The organism is Streptomyces sp. S.PB5 (assembly GCF_030403745.1).
Taxonomy (GTDB): Bacteria; Actinomycetota; Actinomycetes; order Streptomycetales; family Streptomycetaceae; genus Streptomyces.
On sequence record NZ_JAQMWP010000004.1, the window covers coordinates 27,117 to 41,703 of the forward strand.

At 68.1% G+C, this 14,587-nt stretch carries 18 protein-coding genes, 1 tRNA gene and 1 pseudogene; 13 read left to right on the forward strand and 7 right to left on the reverse strand.

What is annotated here, in order from left to right; translation table 11 throughout:
* Positions 1-2 precede the first annotated feature (2 nt).
* From PH203_RS11655 to PH203_RS11680, 7 genes are all read left to right on the forward strand, one after another.
* The gene (locus tag PH203_RS11655; protein WP_289919538.1) at positions 3-605 is read left to right on the forward strand and encodes a DUF2017 domain-containing protein; all 603 of its coding nucleotides are present in this window, start codon (positions 3-5) and stop codon (positions 603-605) included.
* Positions 606-950: 345 nt separating this feature from the next.
* Complete coding sequence (locus PH203_RS11660; RefSeq protein ID WP_289919539.1) at positions 951-2,366, forward strand: amino acid permease; 1,416 nt, start codon at positions 951-953, stop codon at positions 2,364-2,366.
* Positions 2,367-2,543: 177 nt separating this feature from the next.
* On the forward strand, positions 2,544-2,966 hold the full coding sequence (locus tag PH203_RS11665; RefSeq protein WP_289919541.1) for a M67 family metallopeptidase: 423 nt from the start codon (positions 2,544-2,546) through the stop codon (positions 2,964-2,966).
* Positions 2,967-3,033: 67 nt separating this feature from the next.
* Positions 3,034-4,056, forward strand: coding sequence for a LacI family DNA-binding transcriptional regulator (locus PH203_RS11670; protein ID WP_289919543.1), 1,023 nt, complete (start codon positions 3,034-3,036; stop codon positions 4,054-4,056).
* Positions 4,057-4,158: 102 nt separating this feature from the next.
* A complete protein-coding gene (locus PH203_RS49660; protein WP_310736469.1) occupies positions 4,159-4,254 on the forward strand; it encodes a putative leader peptide in 96 nt (31 codons plus the stop codon).
* Between the two features lie 113 nt (positions 4,255-4,367).
* Positions 4,368-4,646: a MoaD/ThiS family protein gene (locus PH203_RS11675; RefSeq protein WP_289919545.1), complete on the forward strand. Its 279-nt coding sequence runs from the start codon at positions 4,368-4,370 to the stop codon at positions 4,644-4,646.
* A gap of 5 nt (positions 4,647-4,651) precedes the next feature.
* Entirely contained in the window at positions 4,652-5,602 is a 951-nt protein-coding gene (locus PH203_RS11680; protein WP_289919549.1) for a cysteine synthase, read from the forward strand.
* Positions 5,603-5,606: 4 nt separating this feature from the next.
* On the opposite strand, the gene PH203_RS11685 is transcribed toward PH203_RS11680, so the two are convergent.
* Positions 5,607-6,035: a type II toxin-antitoxin system PemK/MazF family toxin gene (locus PH203_RS11685; protein ID WP_289919551.1), complete on the reverse strand. Its 429-nt coding sequence runs from the start codon at positions 6,033-6,035 to the stop codon at positions 5,607-5,609.
* 231 nt (positions 6,036-6,266) lie between these two features.
* On the opposite strand from PH203_RS11685, the gene PH203_RS11690 reads away from it, so the two are divergent.
* Entirely contained in the window at positions 6,267-7,019 is a 753-nt protein-coding gene (locus tag PH203_RS11690) for an MBL fold metallo-hydrolase (protein ID WP_289919553.1), read from the forward strand.
* Between the two features lie 72 nt (positions 7,020-7,091).
* Here PH203_RS11690 and PH203_RS11695 read toward each other — a convergent pair whose 3' ends face one another.
* Complete coding sequence (locus tag PH203_RS11695) at positions 7,092-8,342, reverse strand: PTS transporter subunit EIIC (protein ID WP_289919555.1); 1,251 nt, start codon at positions 8,340-8,342, stop codon at positions 7,092-7,094.
* Between the two features lie 111 nt (positions 8,343-8,453).
* Positions 8,454-9,740: a PTS transporter subunit EIIC gene (locus PH203_RS11700; RefSeq protein ID WP_289919557.1), complete on the reverse strand. Its 1,287-nt coding sequence runs from the start codon at positions 9,738-9,740 to the stop codon at positions 8,454-8,456.
* Positions 9,741-9,867: 127 nt separating this feature from the next.
* On the opposite strand from PH203_RS11700, the gene PH203_RS11705 reads away from it, so the two are divergent.
* From PH203_RS11705 to rdgB, 4 genes are all read left to right on the forward strand, one after another.
* The gene (locus PH203_RS11705) at positions 9,868-10,101 is read left to right on the forward strand and encodes a PTS glucose/sucrose transporter subunit IIB (RefSeq protein WP_073793892.1); all 234 of its coding nucleotides are present in this window, start codon (positions 9,868-9,870) and stop codon (positions 10,099-10,101) included.
* 78 nt (positions 10,102-10,179) lie between these two features.
* Positions 10,180-10,917: a ribonuclease PH gene (gene rph, locus PH203_RS11710; protein WP_289919563.1), complete on the forward strand. Its 738-nt coding sequence runs from the start codon at positions 10,180-10,182 to the stop codon at positions 10,915-10,917.
* Positions 10,918-11,060: 143 nt separating this feature from the next.
* Positions 11,061-11,459 (forward strand): hypothetical protein, encoded by a 399-nt coding sequence (locus tag PH203_RS11715; protein WP_289919564.1) that lies wholly within the window; start codon positions 11,061-11,063, stop codon positions 11,457-11,459.
* Between the two features lie 65 nt (positions 11,460-11,524).
* Positions 11,525-12,127: an RdgB/HAM1 family non-canonical purine NTP pyrophosphatase gene (rdgB, locus tag PH203_RS11720; RefSeq protein WP_289919565.1), complete on the forward strand. Its 603-nt coding sequence runs from the start codon at positions 11,525-11,527 to the stop codon at positions 12,125-12,127.
* Positions 12,128-12,171: 44 nt separating this feature from the next.
* Here rdgB and PH203_RS11725 read toward each other — a convergent pair.
* The 4 genes and pseudogenes from PH203_RS11725 to bcp form a co-directional block, all read right to left on the reverse strand.
* A tRNA-Leu gene (locus PH203_RS11725) sits at positions 12,172-12,247 on the reverse strand.
* Positions 12,238-12,865: pseudogene (locus PH203_RS11730) on the reverse strand (HNH endonuclease). The gene PH203_RS11725 and the pseudogene PH203_RS11730 overlap by 10 nt, the downstream one beginning before the upstream one ends.
* On the reverse strand, positions 12,862-13,503 hold the full coding sequence (locus tag PH203_RS11735; RefSeq protein ID WP_289919567.1) for an HNH endonuclease signature motif containing protein: 642 nt from the start codon (positions 13,501-13,503) through the stop codon (positions 12,862-12,864). Before PH203_RS11735 ends, PH203_RS11730 begins: the two are co-directional and overlap by 4 nt.
* Positions 13,504-13,654: 151 nt before the next feature.
* A complete protein-coding gene (bcp, locus tag PH203_RS11740; protein WP_289919570.1) occupies positions 13,655-14,122 on the reverse strand; it encodes a thioredoxin-dependent thiol peroxidase in 468 nt (155 codons plus the stop codon).
* A gap of 95 nt (positions 14,123-14,217) precedes the next feature.
* On the opposite strand from bcp, the gene PH203_RS11745 reads away from it, so the two are divergent.
* Positions 14,218-14,547: a DUF3618 domain-containing protein gene (locus PH203_RS11745; RefSeq protein WP_289919571.1), complete on the forward strand. Its 330-nt coding sequence runs from the start codon at positions 14,218-14,220 to the stop codon at positions 14,545-14,547.
* The last annotated feature ends 40 nt before the right edge of the window (positions 14,548-14,587 follow it).

Genomic DNA, 14,587 nt, shown 5'->3' on the forward strand with positions numbered 1-14,587 from the left:
TCATGCCTGGACACTTCGAACCGATCCCCGGCGGCGGCGCGGCCGTCGCCCTCGACGACGTCGAGATCTCCATCATCCGGTCGCTGGCCGTCCAGCTCCTGGAACTCATCGGCCCGGGCCCCGCCGAGGACGCCTCCGACGACCCGCTCGCCGAACTCTTCGCCGAGGGCCCGAGCGAGCCGCCCGCCGACCCGGTGCTGAGGCGCCTCTTCCCGGATGCGTACAGCGACCCCGAGGGCACTCCGGAGGCGAAGGAGGCCGAGGAGCAGCGGGCATACTCCTCGGAGTTCCGCCGCTACACCGAGAACGACCTGAGGGCCGGCAAGCGCGACAGCGCCCTCGCGGTGATCCGCTCCCTGGATGCGCTGAGCCCGGTGGACGACGGCGGGGCGGTCCTGAAGCTGTCCGTCGAGGAGTCGAGACAGTGGCTCGGCGCCCTCAACGACCTGCGCCTCGCGATCGGCTCCCGGCTCGACATCGCCGACGAGGACGACACGGACCTGCTCTACCGGCTCCCCGACGAGGATCCGCGCAAGCCCATGGTGATGGCGTATCTGTGGCTGGGCGGGCTTCAGGAGACGCTCGTGACGACCCTGATGCCGTAGTTGCTGTGGTGGTTTGTGGCGGTCTGTGACGATTTTGTGTTCGCTCAGCGGACGCTCAAATCCGGATAACGATCGTGTCACCCTGGCGGCCGTGTATGGCCGCCAGGGTGTTTTTTGTCCGCTTCTCCCTGTGTTGTGCATCACTTATCGCTCAGGCGATCACGGTTTCCGCCGTGATAAATCTTCACGACCGCCCGACGAACACCACCCGTATGTTCGCTCGGGTGCGCCACCGAGCCGGTAACCGCCGGCCAGGCAGAAAGCTCCATCAATCCGGGGGGATCGAGAACCGATCCGAGGCCGACGAGAGGCCCGGTTCGGTATGGAGAAAGGCGCACCACACATATGACCTCCGCTCAGGTCGACACCTCCGAAGAGGGTTACGAGCGTGGCCTCGGCAGTCGCCAGGTCCAGATGATCGCCATCGGCGGCGCCATCGGCGTCGGCCTCTTCCTGGGAGCCGGGGCGAACATAGCCAAGGCCGGACCCAGCCTGATCTTCATGTACGCCCTCGCGGGCGTGATCATCTTCTTCATCATGCGGGCGCTCGGAGAGCTGCTGCTCTACCGCCCGGTCTCGGGCTCCTTCGCGGAGTACTCCCGCGAGTTCCTCGGCCCGTTCTTCGGCTACTTCACCGGCTGGACGTACTGGCTGATGTGGGTGGTCACCGGCATGGCCGAGCTCACGGCCGCCGCGATCTACGTCAACTACTGGTTCCCCGACGTCCCGCAGTGGGTCACGGCCCTGGTCTTCCTGGTGATCCTCTTCGGGGTCAACCTGATCTCCGTGAAGGTCTTCGGCGAGCTCGAGTTCTGGTTCTCGATGGTCAAGGTCACCGCCCTCATCGGCATGATCGTGATCGGCCTCGGCGTCCTGACCTTCGGCTTCAGCTCCGCCGGCGACACCGCCGCGGTCTCCAACCTGTGGGCCTTCGACGGCTTCTTCCCCAAGGGCATCGGCTCGTCCCTGATGACCCTGCAGGGCGTCATGTTCGCCTACCTCGCGGTCGAGCTGGTCGGCGTCACGGCCGGTGAGTCGGAGAACCCGGAGAAGACCCTCCCCAAGGCGATCAACACCCTCCCGTGGCGTATCGCGCTGTTCTACGTCGGCGCGCTCACCGTCATCCTGTGCGTGGTGAAGTGGACCGAGTTCGGCGAGGGCGTCAGCCCCTTCGTCGCGGCCTTCGCCAAGATCGGCATCCCGGCCGGCGCGGGCATCGTGAACTTCGTGGTCCTCACCGCCGCGCTGTCCTCCTGCAACTCCGGTATGTACTCCACGGGCCGCATGCTGCGGAACCTGGCGGAGAGCGGCGAGGCTCCGGCCGTCTTCAAGAAGCTGTCCTCCACCAGGACGCCGGCCTTCGGCATCGCGGTCTCGGTCGCCTTCATGGGCATCGGCGTGATCCTCAACTACATCGTCCCGGAGAAGGCCTTCGGCTACGTCGTCTCCATCGCGACCGCGGCCGGCATCTGGACCTGGCTGATGATCCTGATCAGCCATGTGCTGTACCGCCGCGCGGTGGACGCGGGGCGCCTGCCCGCCTCGTCCTTCCCGGCGCCGGGCGGCGCGAAGTGCTCGTACGTGGCGATCGCGTTCCTGCTCTTCGTCACGGGCCTCATCGCGTACGACGCCGACTCCCGGGTCTGCCTGTATGTGATGGCGGGCTGGGCGTGCGCGCTCGGTATCGGCTGGGTCGTGCTGAAGAGCCGTAATCCGGGGATCGCCGAGCGGCGCGAGGCGGAGTTCGAGAAGGCGGGTTAGGTCGTCCTTCGACTGCGGGTTCGCTGTGGCTTGTCGCGCAGTTCCCCGCGCCCCTTAAGGACGTCCAGTGCAGGGAGTTCTCGTGGTGTCCCCTGTCATTGTCGCTCAGGTGTCCGGCATGTGGGCCGTTCCGTACCAACCTTCGGTACGGAACGGCCTTCTGCTTATCCTGGCCGCATGCTGACCATCACCCAGGCCCTCGTCGACCAGATCGTCGCGCACGCGCGCAAGGACCACCCCGACGAGGCGTGCGGCGTTGTAGCCGGCCCGGCGGGCTCGGACCGGCCCGAGCGGTTCATCCCGATGCTGAACGCGGCCATGTCGCCCACGTTCTACGAGTTCGACTCCGGCGACCTGCTCAAGCTCTACCGCGAGATGGACGACCGCGACGAGGAGCCGGTGGTCATCTACCACTCCCACACCGCCACCGAGGCCTACCCCTCCCGCACCGACGTCTCGTACGCCAACGAGCCCGGCGCCCACTACGTCCTCGTCTCCACCGCCGACACCGACGGCCTCGGCGACTTCCAGTTCCGCTCGTTCCGCATCGTGGACGGCGAGATCACGGAGGAAGAGGTCACGATCGTGGCGGCGTACTGAGCGCAGTGGCGGCCGGGCGGCATACTGATCGCGTACGCCCGACCAACTCGCCCCATCGGAGACGGTGTTGACGCGACGACCGCACGGACAGCGCCCCACGATCGAGGACGTCGCACGTCGGTCGGGGGTGTCGAGATCCACGGTCTCGCGGGTCATCAACGGCGAGCCGAAGGTGCGGGCCGAGGTCGTCGAGCAGGTCCGGCAGGTCATCGCCGAGCTGGGATACGTCCCCAATCAGGCCGCCCGCCAGCTCGTCACCCACCGCACGAACGCCGTCGCCGTCGTCGCGGACCAGCCCGACAACCGGCTCTTCCTCGACCCCTACTTCGACTGCCTCCTGCGCGGAATCCGCCGGGAGCTCGCATGCCACGGCGCCCAGGCCGTCCTGCTGTTCATCGACGAGCCGGACGACCACGCGCGCGTGGCCGACTACCTCGGCGGCGGCCATGTCGACGGCGCGATCCTCTTCTCCCTGCACCCCGGCGGCCGCCTCCACGACATGATCGCCCGGCTCGGTCTGCCCGCCGTCTTCGGCGGCCGCCCCCTCCTGCGCGACGGCGACACCGTGCGCGGCCACGCCTACGTCGACGGCGACAACCGGGGCGGCGCCCGGCAGGCCGTCCACCACCTCGTCTCGCTGGGCCGCGAGCACATCGCGACGATCACCGGCCCGTACGACCAGGAACAGTCCGCCGCCGAACGGCTGGCCGGATACCGGGACGTCCTCCCGGACGCCCCGCCCGCCCTCGTCGAACGCGCCGACTACACCCGGCAGGGCGCCGTCGCCGCCATGACCGCGCTGCTCGACCGGCGCCCCGGCCTGGACGCGGTGTTCGCCGCCTCGGACCTGATGGCGTCCGGTGCCCTGGAGGTCCTGCACGCACGCGGCCGCCGGGTCCCCGAGGACGTGGCCGTCGTGGGCTTCGACGACCTCGCGGAGATCGCCGAGGCGACCGACCCGCCGCTGACCACCGTCCACCAGGACGTGGGGGAGATGGGCCGGCTGATGGCCCGGCTGCTGTTCGAGGGCCCCGCGGAGCCGAGCTCGGTGGTCGTGCCGACCCGGTTGGTGCTGCGCGACTCCGCCTGAGCGGTACGGCCTGAACTGTACGGTCTCACCCCTCGGCCGGAATCCGTCCACCATGTGGGATCACATTCCGGGACCCGGGACGGGAATCGATACGATGAGCCCATGGTTTTTGACGACGTGAGCGAGAAGACGCCGGGCATGCTGCTCGTGGCGCGGCTGCACGTCGACCTGTGCAGGCTCGCCAGCGCCATCTGTTGACGCTGCCCCTGCCGCCGTACGGCCGTGAGCCGCGGCGCTCTCACCCGCACCACCCGCATGCCGGCGCTGCCGCGCGCCCACCGACCAGACACTTCCGACAGGAGCCCTGAGCCATGGCCATCGAGGTCCGCATCCCCACCATCCTCCGCACCTACACCGACGGTCAGAAGGCTGTGGAGGGCAACGGGGACACCCTCGCCGAGCTCTTCACCGACCTCGAGACCCGGCACGCGGGCATCCAGGCCCGCATCGTGGACGGCGGCGAGCTGCGCCGCTTCGTCAACGTCTACCTGAACGACGAGGACGTCCGCTTCCTGGAGGGCATCAACACCAAGCTCGCCGACGGCGACAACGTCACGATCCTGCCGGCCGTCGCCGGCGGCATGGCCTGATCCCCATGCGCTACGACTCCCCGCTGGCCGCGGTGGGCAACACCCCTCTGGTGCGCCTGCCGCGGCTGTCGCCGTCCGACGACGTGCGCATCTGGGCCAAGCTGGAGGACCGCAACCCCACCGGCTCGGTCAAGGACCGCCCGGCCCTGCACATGATCGAGCAGGCGGAGAAGGACGGCCGCCTGACCCCCGGCTGCACGATCCTGGAGCCGACCAGCGGCAACACCGGCATCTCCCTGGCCATGGCGGCCAAGCTCAAGGGCTACCGCATGGTCTGCGTGATGCCCGAGAACACCTCCCAGGAACGCCGGGACCTCCTCGGCATGTGGGGCGCCGAGATCATCTCCTCCCCGGCCGCGGGCGGCTCCAACACCGCCGTACGCGTCGCCAAGGAGCTCTCCGCCGAGCACCCCGACTGGGTGATGCTCTACCAGTACGGCAACCCGGACAACGCGGGCGCCCACTACGCCACCACCGGCCCGGAGATCCTCACCGACCTCCCCTCCATCACCCACTTCGTGGCGGGCCTGGGCACGACGGGCACGCTGATGGGCGTCGGCCGCTATCTGCGCGAGCACAAGCCGGACGTCAGGATCGTCGCCGCGGAACCGCGCTACGACGACCTGGTCTACGGGCTCCGCAACCTCGACGAGGGCTTCGTACCCGAGCTCTACGACGCCTCGGTCCTCACCACCCGCTTCTCCGTCGGCTCGGCGGACGCGGTCACCCGCACCCGCGAACTCCTCCAGCAGGAGGGCATCTTCGCGGGCGTCTCCACGGGCGCGGCGCTGCACGCGGCGATCGGCGTCGGCAACAAGGCGCTGAAGGCGGGGGAGAGCGCCGACATCGTGTTCGTGGTGGCCGACGGCGGCTGGAAGTACCTGTCGACGGGCGTCTACACGGCGGCCACGACCGAGGAAGCGATCGAGACGCTGCAGGGCCAGCTCTGGGCGTGAGGCGCTAGGACGTCAGGTGCCGGACCTGGTCCCAGAGGACCGGGTCCACCACCCCGACCTTCCTGCGGAAGTCCCACACCGGCACCTCACGCAGCTCGTCGGTCTCCAGATAACTCGCCCGGCCCTGCGCATCGCCGACGGAACCCGGCGGCAACGGGATCACTCCGGACCGCTCGTCGTGATAGCGGCTCGTGATCTTCGCGACGCGCACCCTCTTTCCGTGCACGGCCAGCACGAGACACGGCCGGTCCTTCGCGCCGGGCCCGTCCTCGAAGGGCACGCTCGCCCACCAGATCTCCGTCGGCCGCGGCCGTACCGCCACCCGCGCCCGGCTCCACCGCCCGGAGGACCCCCGCCCCCAGCCGTCCACGAGCGTGGCGACCAGTGCGAGCAGTACCACCGCCGCGAGCGCCAGCCACCAGGACGTGTCCATAGGGACGACGTTACCGGCGCGCGATGCCCAGCGCGCGCCTTCTCTCGCGCCTCACGCGCCCCTGGTCCAGCCGAACCGGTGACACCACAGGTGAGTTCGCCCACAACAGCCCTTGGCGGAGGAGCGACGAGGGGTTTTGCGCCTTACGCTCAACGGACCGCACGACCCCCGAGTCCCATTCCCGATCTTGCTGGATTCTCTGGATTTCCCGCCAGCGGAGGTTTCTGCTTTATGAAGCTCACCGTCGTCGGCTGCTCGGGGTCGTTCCCGTCCGCGGAATCGGCCTGCTCGAGCTACCTCGTAGAGGCCGACGGCTTCCGGCTGCTTCTCGACATGGGCAACGGTGCCCTGGGCGAGCTGCAGCGCCACTGCGGTCTCTACGACCTCGACGCGATCTTCCTCAGCCATCTGCACGCCGACCACTGCATCGACATGTGCGCGTACTTCGTCGCGCGCTACTACCGCCATGACGGCGGCCGCTGCGACCCGATCCCGGTCTACGGCCCCGAAGGCACCGAACACCGTCTCACCACCGCTTACGCGGACACCCCCACCGCCTCCTCCATGAGCGAGGTCTTCGACTTCCACACGGTCAAGCCGTCCACCTTCGAGATCGGCCCGTTCACCGTCCACACCGAGCGCGTGGCGCACCCGGTCGAGGCGTACGGCATCCGCATCGAACACGGCGGCAAGTCGCTCACCTACTCCGGCGACACCGGCATCACCCCGGCCCTGGACGAACTCGCCCGGGACACCGACCTGTTCCTGTGCGAGGCCGCCTTCACGCACGGCAAGGAAGACATCCCCGACCTGCACCTCAACGGCCGCGAGGCGGGCGAGACGGCGACCCGGGCGGGCGCCCGCCGCCTGGTCCTCACCCACATCCCCCCGTGGACCGACCCGCAGGTCAACCTCACCGACGCGCGTGCGGTGTACGACGGCCCGGTGGAGCTGGCGGCGCCGAGGGTGTCGTACGAGATCTGAGTCCCACGACATGACCGAGGCCCCCGGAGCCGTACAGCTCCGGGGGCCTCGGTCATGTCCAGGACGGTTCGCTCACGCCTTCGTGAGGTCCTCGATCTCCTCCTCGGGCTCGCGGCCCGGGGTGGGGAGGTTGAACTTGGTGATGGCGAAGCGGAAGACGACGTAGTAGATCGCGGCGAAGACCAGGCCGATCGGGATGATCAGCCAGGGCTTGGTGGCCAGGTTCCAGTTCAGGGCGTAATCGATGAAGCCTGCGGAGAAGTTGAAGCCGGCGTGGACGCCCAGGCCCCAGGTGACAGCCATGGATATGGCGGTGAGCACCGCGTGGATGACGTAGAGGATCGGGGCGATGAACATGAACGAGAACTCGATCGGCTCGGTCACACCGGTCACGAACGACGTCAGCGCGAGCGAGATCATCATGCCCGTCACGGCCTTGCGGCGCTCAGGACGAGCGGTGTGCGCGATGGCGAGCGCGGCGGCGGGCAGGCCGAACATCATGATCGGGAAGAAGCCGGACATGAACATTCCGGCGCTCGGGTCACCGGCCAGGAAGCGGCTGTAGTCGCCGTGCACGACCTCGCCGGCGGCGTTCGTGAAGTCGCCGAGCTGGAACCACGCCACCGTGTTCACGAACTGGTGCATGCCGATCGGGATGAGCGCGCGGTTGATGGCGCCGAAGAGCGCGGAACCGAACGAACCCAGACCGGTCATCCACTCGCCGAAGCTTCCGATGCCCTCGCCGATCGGCTCCCAGATCAGCCCGAAGAAGACACCGACGAAGACGCCGACGAAGGCCATGATGATCGGGACGAGGCGGCGGCCGTTGAAGAAGCCGAGCCAGTCCACGAGCTTCTTGCGGTGGTATCGCTGCCACAGGACGGCGGAGAGCAGACCCATGATGATGCCGCCGAGTACACCCGGGTTGTTGTAGGTCGCGGCTATGTCCGCGCCCGCCTGGATCTTGGCCTCGGTGACCGGGAAGGCTTCCAGGACCTTGCTGTAGACCAGGAAGCCCACCAGAGCGGCGAGGGCGGTCGAGCCGTCGGACTTCTTGGCGAAGCCGATGGCGACGCCGATGCAGAACAGCAGGGGGAGGCTGCCGGTGATGGCACCGCCTGCCTTGTCGAAGACCAGGGCGACCTTGTCCCAGCCGAGGCCGTCGGCCCCGAACACGTCGGGCTGGCCGAGCCTCACCATCAGGCCCGCCGCCGGCAACACGGCGATGGGCAGCTGCAGGCTGCGGCCGACCTTCTGCAGGCCCTGGAACAGACCGGATCCCCGCCTCTTCGCGGGGGCCGCCGTATCGGTGGCGGTGCTCATACGTCCTCCATCGGGTGGTGGTCTACACCACTCAGTGGTGTAGACCTGTTCTACACGATGGAGGCCGATATAAGGAACCCGTCAATTCCGCAACCGGAGGGCTACGTACCGTCAGACCTTCGTGACGTCCTCGACCTCTTCCTCCGGCTCCCTGCCCGGGGTCTTCAGATCGAACCTCGTGATCGCGAAACGGAAGATCGCGTAATAGACGACCGCGAAGCACAGGCCGATCGGAATGATCGCCCAGGGTTTCGTCGCGAGATTCCAGTTGATGATGTAGTCGATCAGTCCGGCCGAGAAGCTGAACCCGTCATGGACCCCCAGCCCCCATGTCACCGCCATCGACACACCCGTCAGCAGCGCGTGGACCGCGTACAGCAGCGGCGCGATGAACAGGAACGAGTACTCGATCGGCTCGGTGATACCCGTGACGAACGACGTCAGCGCGACCGAGAGCATCAGACCGCCGACTTCCTTGCGGCGGTTCGGCTTGGCGCAGTGCGTGATCGCCAGGGCCGCCGCGGGCAGCGCGAACATCATGATCGGGAAGAACCCGGACGTGAACTGACCCGCATCCGGGTCGCCCGCCAGGAACATGCTGATGTCGCCGTGCACTTCCGTGCCGTCCGGCTTGGTGTACGTGCCGAACTGGAACCAGATGGGCACGTTCAGGAACTGGTGCAGCCCGATCACCAGCAACGCCCGGTTCGCGACACCGAAGATGCCCGCGCCCCACGCGCCCGCGTCGCTCAGCCAGTCGCTGAAGTTCTCCAGACCGTCGCCGATCGGCGGCCAGATCCACAGACACAGCGCCGCGAACGCGATCGCCACGAACGCCATGATGATCGGCACCAGGCGGCGGCCGTTGAAGAAGCCGAGCCAGTCCACCAGCTTCGTACGGTGATAGCGCGCCCAGAAGAAGGCCGCCAGCAGCCCCATCACGATGCCGCCGAACACCCCCGGGTTCTGGTAGCTGAAGGCGCTGACCGTCCCGTCCGCCGCCTGGCAGCCGGCCGCCACCACCTTCGCCCCCGCCGCGCAGTCCTCCGGGAACTGCCGCAGCACGTTGTAGTAGACGAGGAACCCGGCGACCGCCGCCAGCGCCGTCGAACCGTCCGCCTTCTTCGCCATGCCGATGGCGACACCCACACAGAACAGCAGCGGCAGCCCGAGCGAACTGTCCAGCAGCGCGCCGCCCGCCCCCGCCATCACCTTGGCGACATTCGTCCAGCCCAGCCCGTCGTCCCCGAACACATCCGGCTGCCCCAGCCGGTTCAGGATCCCCGCGGCGGGCAGCACGGCGATGGGAAGCTGCAGGCTGCGGCCCATCTTCTGCAGACCCTGGAACGTCGACTGCCACCGCCGGCGTGCGGAAGAGATCTCGGTGTCGGAACTCATGAGTTGGCGACCGCCTGTCAGGTGGTGTAGACCAGTTACGGACGATTGGGTTGCTGTGACGTCATCTTTCGGTACGTACGGCGCAATCGCTCGCGAAGTTGGGCCAACTGTGCGTGAGGAGACCGACATGGCCACCAAGGCAGAGAAGATCGTCGCCGGGCTCGGCGGCATCGAGAACATCGAAGAGGTCGAGGGCTGCATCACCCGCCTGCGCACCGAGGTCATCGACCCCAGCAAGGTCGACGACGCCGCCCTCAAGGCCGCCGGCGCCCACGGCGTCGTCAAGATGGGCACCGCCATCCAGGTCGTCATCGGCACCGACGCCGACCCGATCGCCGCGGACATCGAAGACATGATGTGAGCCCCGCGCTCATTCCTGGAACGGGCTCTTCCCACCGCGGGAGGAGCCCCTTCCGCATGTACGGCTAGGCTCAACGCCATGTCTCGAATCGACGGCCGCACCCCCGAACAACTCCGCCCGATCACCATCGAACGCGGCTGGAGCAAGCACGCCGAGGGCTCCGTCCTCGTCTCCTTCGGCGACACCAAGGTCTTCTGCACCGCCTCCGTCACCGAAGGCGTCCCCCGCTGGCGCAAGGGCAGCGGCGAGGGCTGGGTCACCGCCGAGTACTCCATGCTGCCCCGCGCCACCAACACCCGCGGCGACCGCGAATCCGTACGCGGCAAGATCGGCGGCCGCACCCACGAGATCAGCCGCCTTATCGGCCGCTCCCTGCGCGCGGTCATCGACTACAAGGCCCTCGGCGAGAACACCATCGTGCTCGACTGCGACGTCCTCCAGGCCGACGGCGGCACCCGCACCGCGGCGATCACCGGCGCCTACGTGGCCCTCGCGGACGCGGTCTCCTGGGCCCAGGGCAAGAAGCTGATCAAGGCCGGCCGCCAGCCCCTCACGGGCACCGTCGCGGCCGTCTCGGTGGGCATCGTCGGCGGCGTCCCGCTCCTGGACCTCTGCTACGAGGAGGACGTCCGCGCCGAGACCGACATGAACGTGGTCTGCACCGGCGACGGCCGCTTCGTCGAGGTCCAGGGCACCGCCGAGGCCGAGCCCTTCGCCCGCGACGAGCTCAACTCCCTTCTGGACCTGGCGGTTCTGGGCTGCGACGAACTCGCTGTCCACCAGCGCAAGGCCCTTGATACCGTCCTCGAAAAGTAAAAGACGGACCAAGGAAAGCGGCTGGAGCGGGCAACCCGGCCGCCCTCCCTCGCGTCACCATGGATACGGGCGTACGGCACACCGCTGTGCGCCCGGCCACTGCACGGGGGCCCTTGGGGCTGAACAAGGGAGGGACCATCACCATGGCCGAGAGCCGACGCCGTCGAGGTACCGCCATCGCCGCAGTCGTGGCGGCCGTCGGACTGACGGTGGGACTCACGACCGGCTGCGACGCGGTCAACAAGGCCCTGGACTGCGTCCAGACCGCCGAGGCCGTCGCCGACAGCGTGACCGATCTCCAGCAGGCCGTCGAGAACGCCGCCAACGATCCGACGCAGATCGACGAGTCCCTCGACTCCATCGACAAGAACCTCGACGAGATCGGCGACAAGACCGACAACACCGACGTCAACCAGGCCGTCGACGACCTCCAGCAGGCCGTCAGGAACGTCCGCACGGCCGTCGAGAACGGCGACGAGACACCCGACCTCAGCCCGATCACGGACGCGGCGGGCGAGTTGACGAAGGTCTGCACGTCGTAACAGTCGGTGGGACGGCCCGGGGATCCCCAGGATCCCCGGGATGCATGCCCGGGATACTGAGGGGCATGACCCGCCTCATCCTCGCCACCCGCAACGCCGGCAAAGTCACCGAACTCCACGCGATCCTCGCCGACGCAGGCCTCGACCACGACCTCGTCGGCGCGGACGCGTACCCGGACATCCCCGACGTCAAAGAAACGGGCGTCACCTTCGCCGAGAACGCCCTCCTGAAGGCCCACGCCCTGGCCCAGGCGACCGGCCTCCCGGCGGTGGCCGACGACTCGGGCCTGTGCGTGGACGTCCTGAACGGCGCCCCGGGCATCTTCTCGGCCCGCTGGGCAGGCAAGCACGGCGACGACAAGGCCAACCTCGAGCTGCTCCTGGCCCAGCTCTCGGACATCGCCGACGAACACCGGGGCGCCCACTTCGCCTGCGCGGCGGCGCTTGCCCTTCCGGACGGCACGGAACGGGTCGTCGAGGGCCGCCTGAGGGGCGTACTGCGCCACGCTCCCGTGGGCACGAACGGCTTCGGCTACGACCCCATCCTCCAACCGGACGGCGACACCCGGACGTGCGCCGAACTGACGGCCGAGGAGAAGAACGCGATCAGCCACCGCGGGCAGGCGTTCCGGGGGTTGGTGCCGGTGGTGCGGGAGCTGTTGGGCTGACGACGGCGAAGGGCGCGGCCCCGTGGGGAGCCGCGCCCTGAACGTGGGGCCGACGAGACTCGAACTCGCACTGTCCACTACCTAAAAGTGGTGCCTCCTGCCAAATTGGGCTACGGCCCCACGTACAGCTTACTGGTACTCGGTCGCGGCCTGCTGCCTCCCCTGCACCAGGTGCTCGTGATCGCATGGCAGTTGGGGCAGAGCAACCGCAGGTTCTGCCGCCGGTCGTCGCTCCAGTCCCCGTTGATGTGATCGACCTCCAGCGTCATGGGCTTGCCGAGCCACTCGGGGCCGACCCCGCACCCAGCGCACTCCTCGGGTACGCCGACTTCGCGGAGCGCCCGCCGGAGCTGCAAGGTCTTCGTCCGGTGTCTGCCGTCATGCCGGATCAGTACGTCCTCAGGGCGTTTGGCATTGGTGCCGCGCTTACCACGCTGATTTGCCGACCGTCACGCGCTGCCCGCTGTTGCTTGGCCGACCCAGGCGGCGCAGTACCTCTGCGAGGGAAGCTGACTCGGCGACTGCGGTTCGCAACTCGTCGCTTGTGGGCCGGGCTCGCCTACCGCAAGGCCGAAAGTGCGAGATGTCGATGCCGAAGTGGTCGAATCGCTTCGTTAGGTACCCGCGAAGACAGCCGTATGGTTGGGTGCCGAAGAACGCGATGACCTCGTCGATGTCGGCGCACCGCGCGGCGGCCTTGGCCAGTCGTTCCCGGGTGTATTGCACGCTGCTGTTCATGACTCCCTGCCTTTGCCGCGACCGCGGTAACTGTCCGTCGTCGAGTGGCAGTTGGGGCACAGAAACCGCAGGTTCTCGACCTGGTTGTTCCGCCAGTCGCCGTCGATGTGGTCGATCTCCAGAGGGAGCGGCTCCCCGAGCCATACACCTTCGATCCCGCACATGGCGCAGCACTCCGCCACGCCCATCTCAGTCATCGCCCGCCTGAGGCGATCGCTCTGGATGCGCCGGGCGCCGCCTGCGGGCTGCTCGACGAGCAGTTCGGCTGGCGTTCGGCGACGCAACGACTCGCCCCGTTGCGTCGGCACCCGGAAGTGCGAGACGTCGATGCCGTACGCCTTGATCCGGCGGCTGATGTGCGTGTGGTGGCCGCCGACCACCTCAAGCCCGAGACGCCGAAGTACCTCGCACATGTTCGTCGACGCCGAGACCGCCTCCTGCAGCAGCTCCCGCGTCCATTTCACCCCCTCCCGCTCGAAGTGCGAGACCTCCACCCCGAGCCTCTTCATCCGCTCGAAGACGTACCGCCGCGTCGAACTCTTCGGATCCACCCCCAACCTCCGACACGCCTCCGACAACGTCCGAGCCCCCCGAGCCGCCTCTTCAAGCCGCTCCCTCGGATACGCGCTGGCCCCCATGCAGTTCCCCTCCGATCACGGCCACACGTTCGTGGCCCGTACGGAGTAACGAACCGCTTATCGGACAGTCCCGCCCGAAAAGTGAAGCGGCCCGCACCAGGTGATCCCGGTGTGGGCCGCTCAGACCGCTGAAGTGGAGGGGAAGGACCGCTCAGATGCCCAGGTCCTTGATGATCTTCGCCACGTGGCCCGTCGCACGCACGTTGTACAGCGCCCGCTCCACCTTGCCCTCCTCGTCCACGACGATCGTGGAGCGGATGACGCCCATGTAGGTCTTGCCGTAGTTCTTCTTCTCGCCGAAGGCGGCGTAGGCGTCGAGGACCTGCTTGTCCTCGTCGGCGAGCAGGGTGATCCGCAGGGATTCCTTGTCGCGGAACTTCGCCAGCTTCTCCGGCTTGTCCGGGGAGATGCCGATGACGTCGTAACCGGCGCCGGCCAGGAGTTCCAGGTTGTCCGTGAAGTCGCACGCCTGCTTCGTGCAGCCGGGGGTGAGGGCCGCGGGGTAGAAGTAGACGATGACCTTGCGGCCCTTGTGGTCCGAGAGGGACACCTCGTTGCCGTCGGCGTCGGGGAGGGTGAAGGCGGGGGCTACGTCCCCGGGCTGGAGTCGCTCGCTCATCGGGCCAGCCTAACCGGGGGTGCTGACAGTGCAGCCGCCCGGCGAACTGACAGACTGTCCAGAACAGCATCAGCAGACACCTCGGAGGCCGTACGGTGGCGGACACGTCGGACACCAGAACCCCGGCGCAGATCGAGGCGGACATCAAGCGCCGCCGCGAAGTGCTGGCCGAGACTCTCGACGAGATCGGGGTACGGGTTCACCCCAGGACCATCGTCGGTGACGCCAAGGCCAAGGTCGTGTCGAACATCGATCACACGCTCGGACGAGCCTACGTCGGTGTCAACCGGGCCGTGAGCAACACCAGGGCCCAGTTCGTCGACGACGAAGGCGCCCCGCGTCTGGAGCGCATCGTTCCCGTCGCGCTCGTCGCCGTCGGGCTCGTGGGGCTCCTCGCCCTGGGGTCCCGGCGTCGCAAGGGCTGACCCGGGCGCGTACGCACCCCCTTCAGGCAGGTAGGTTCTC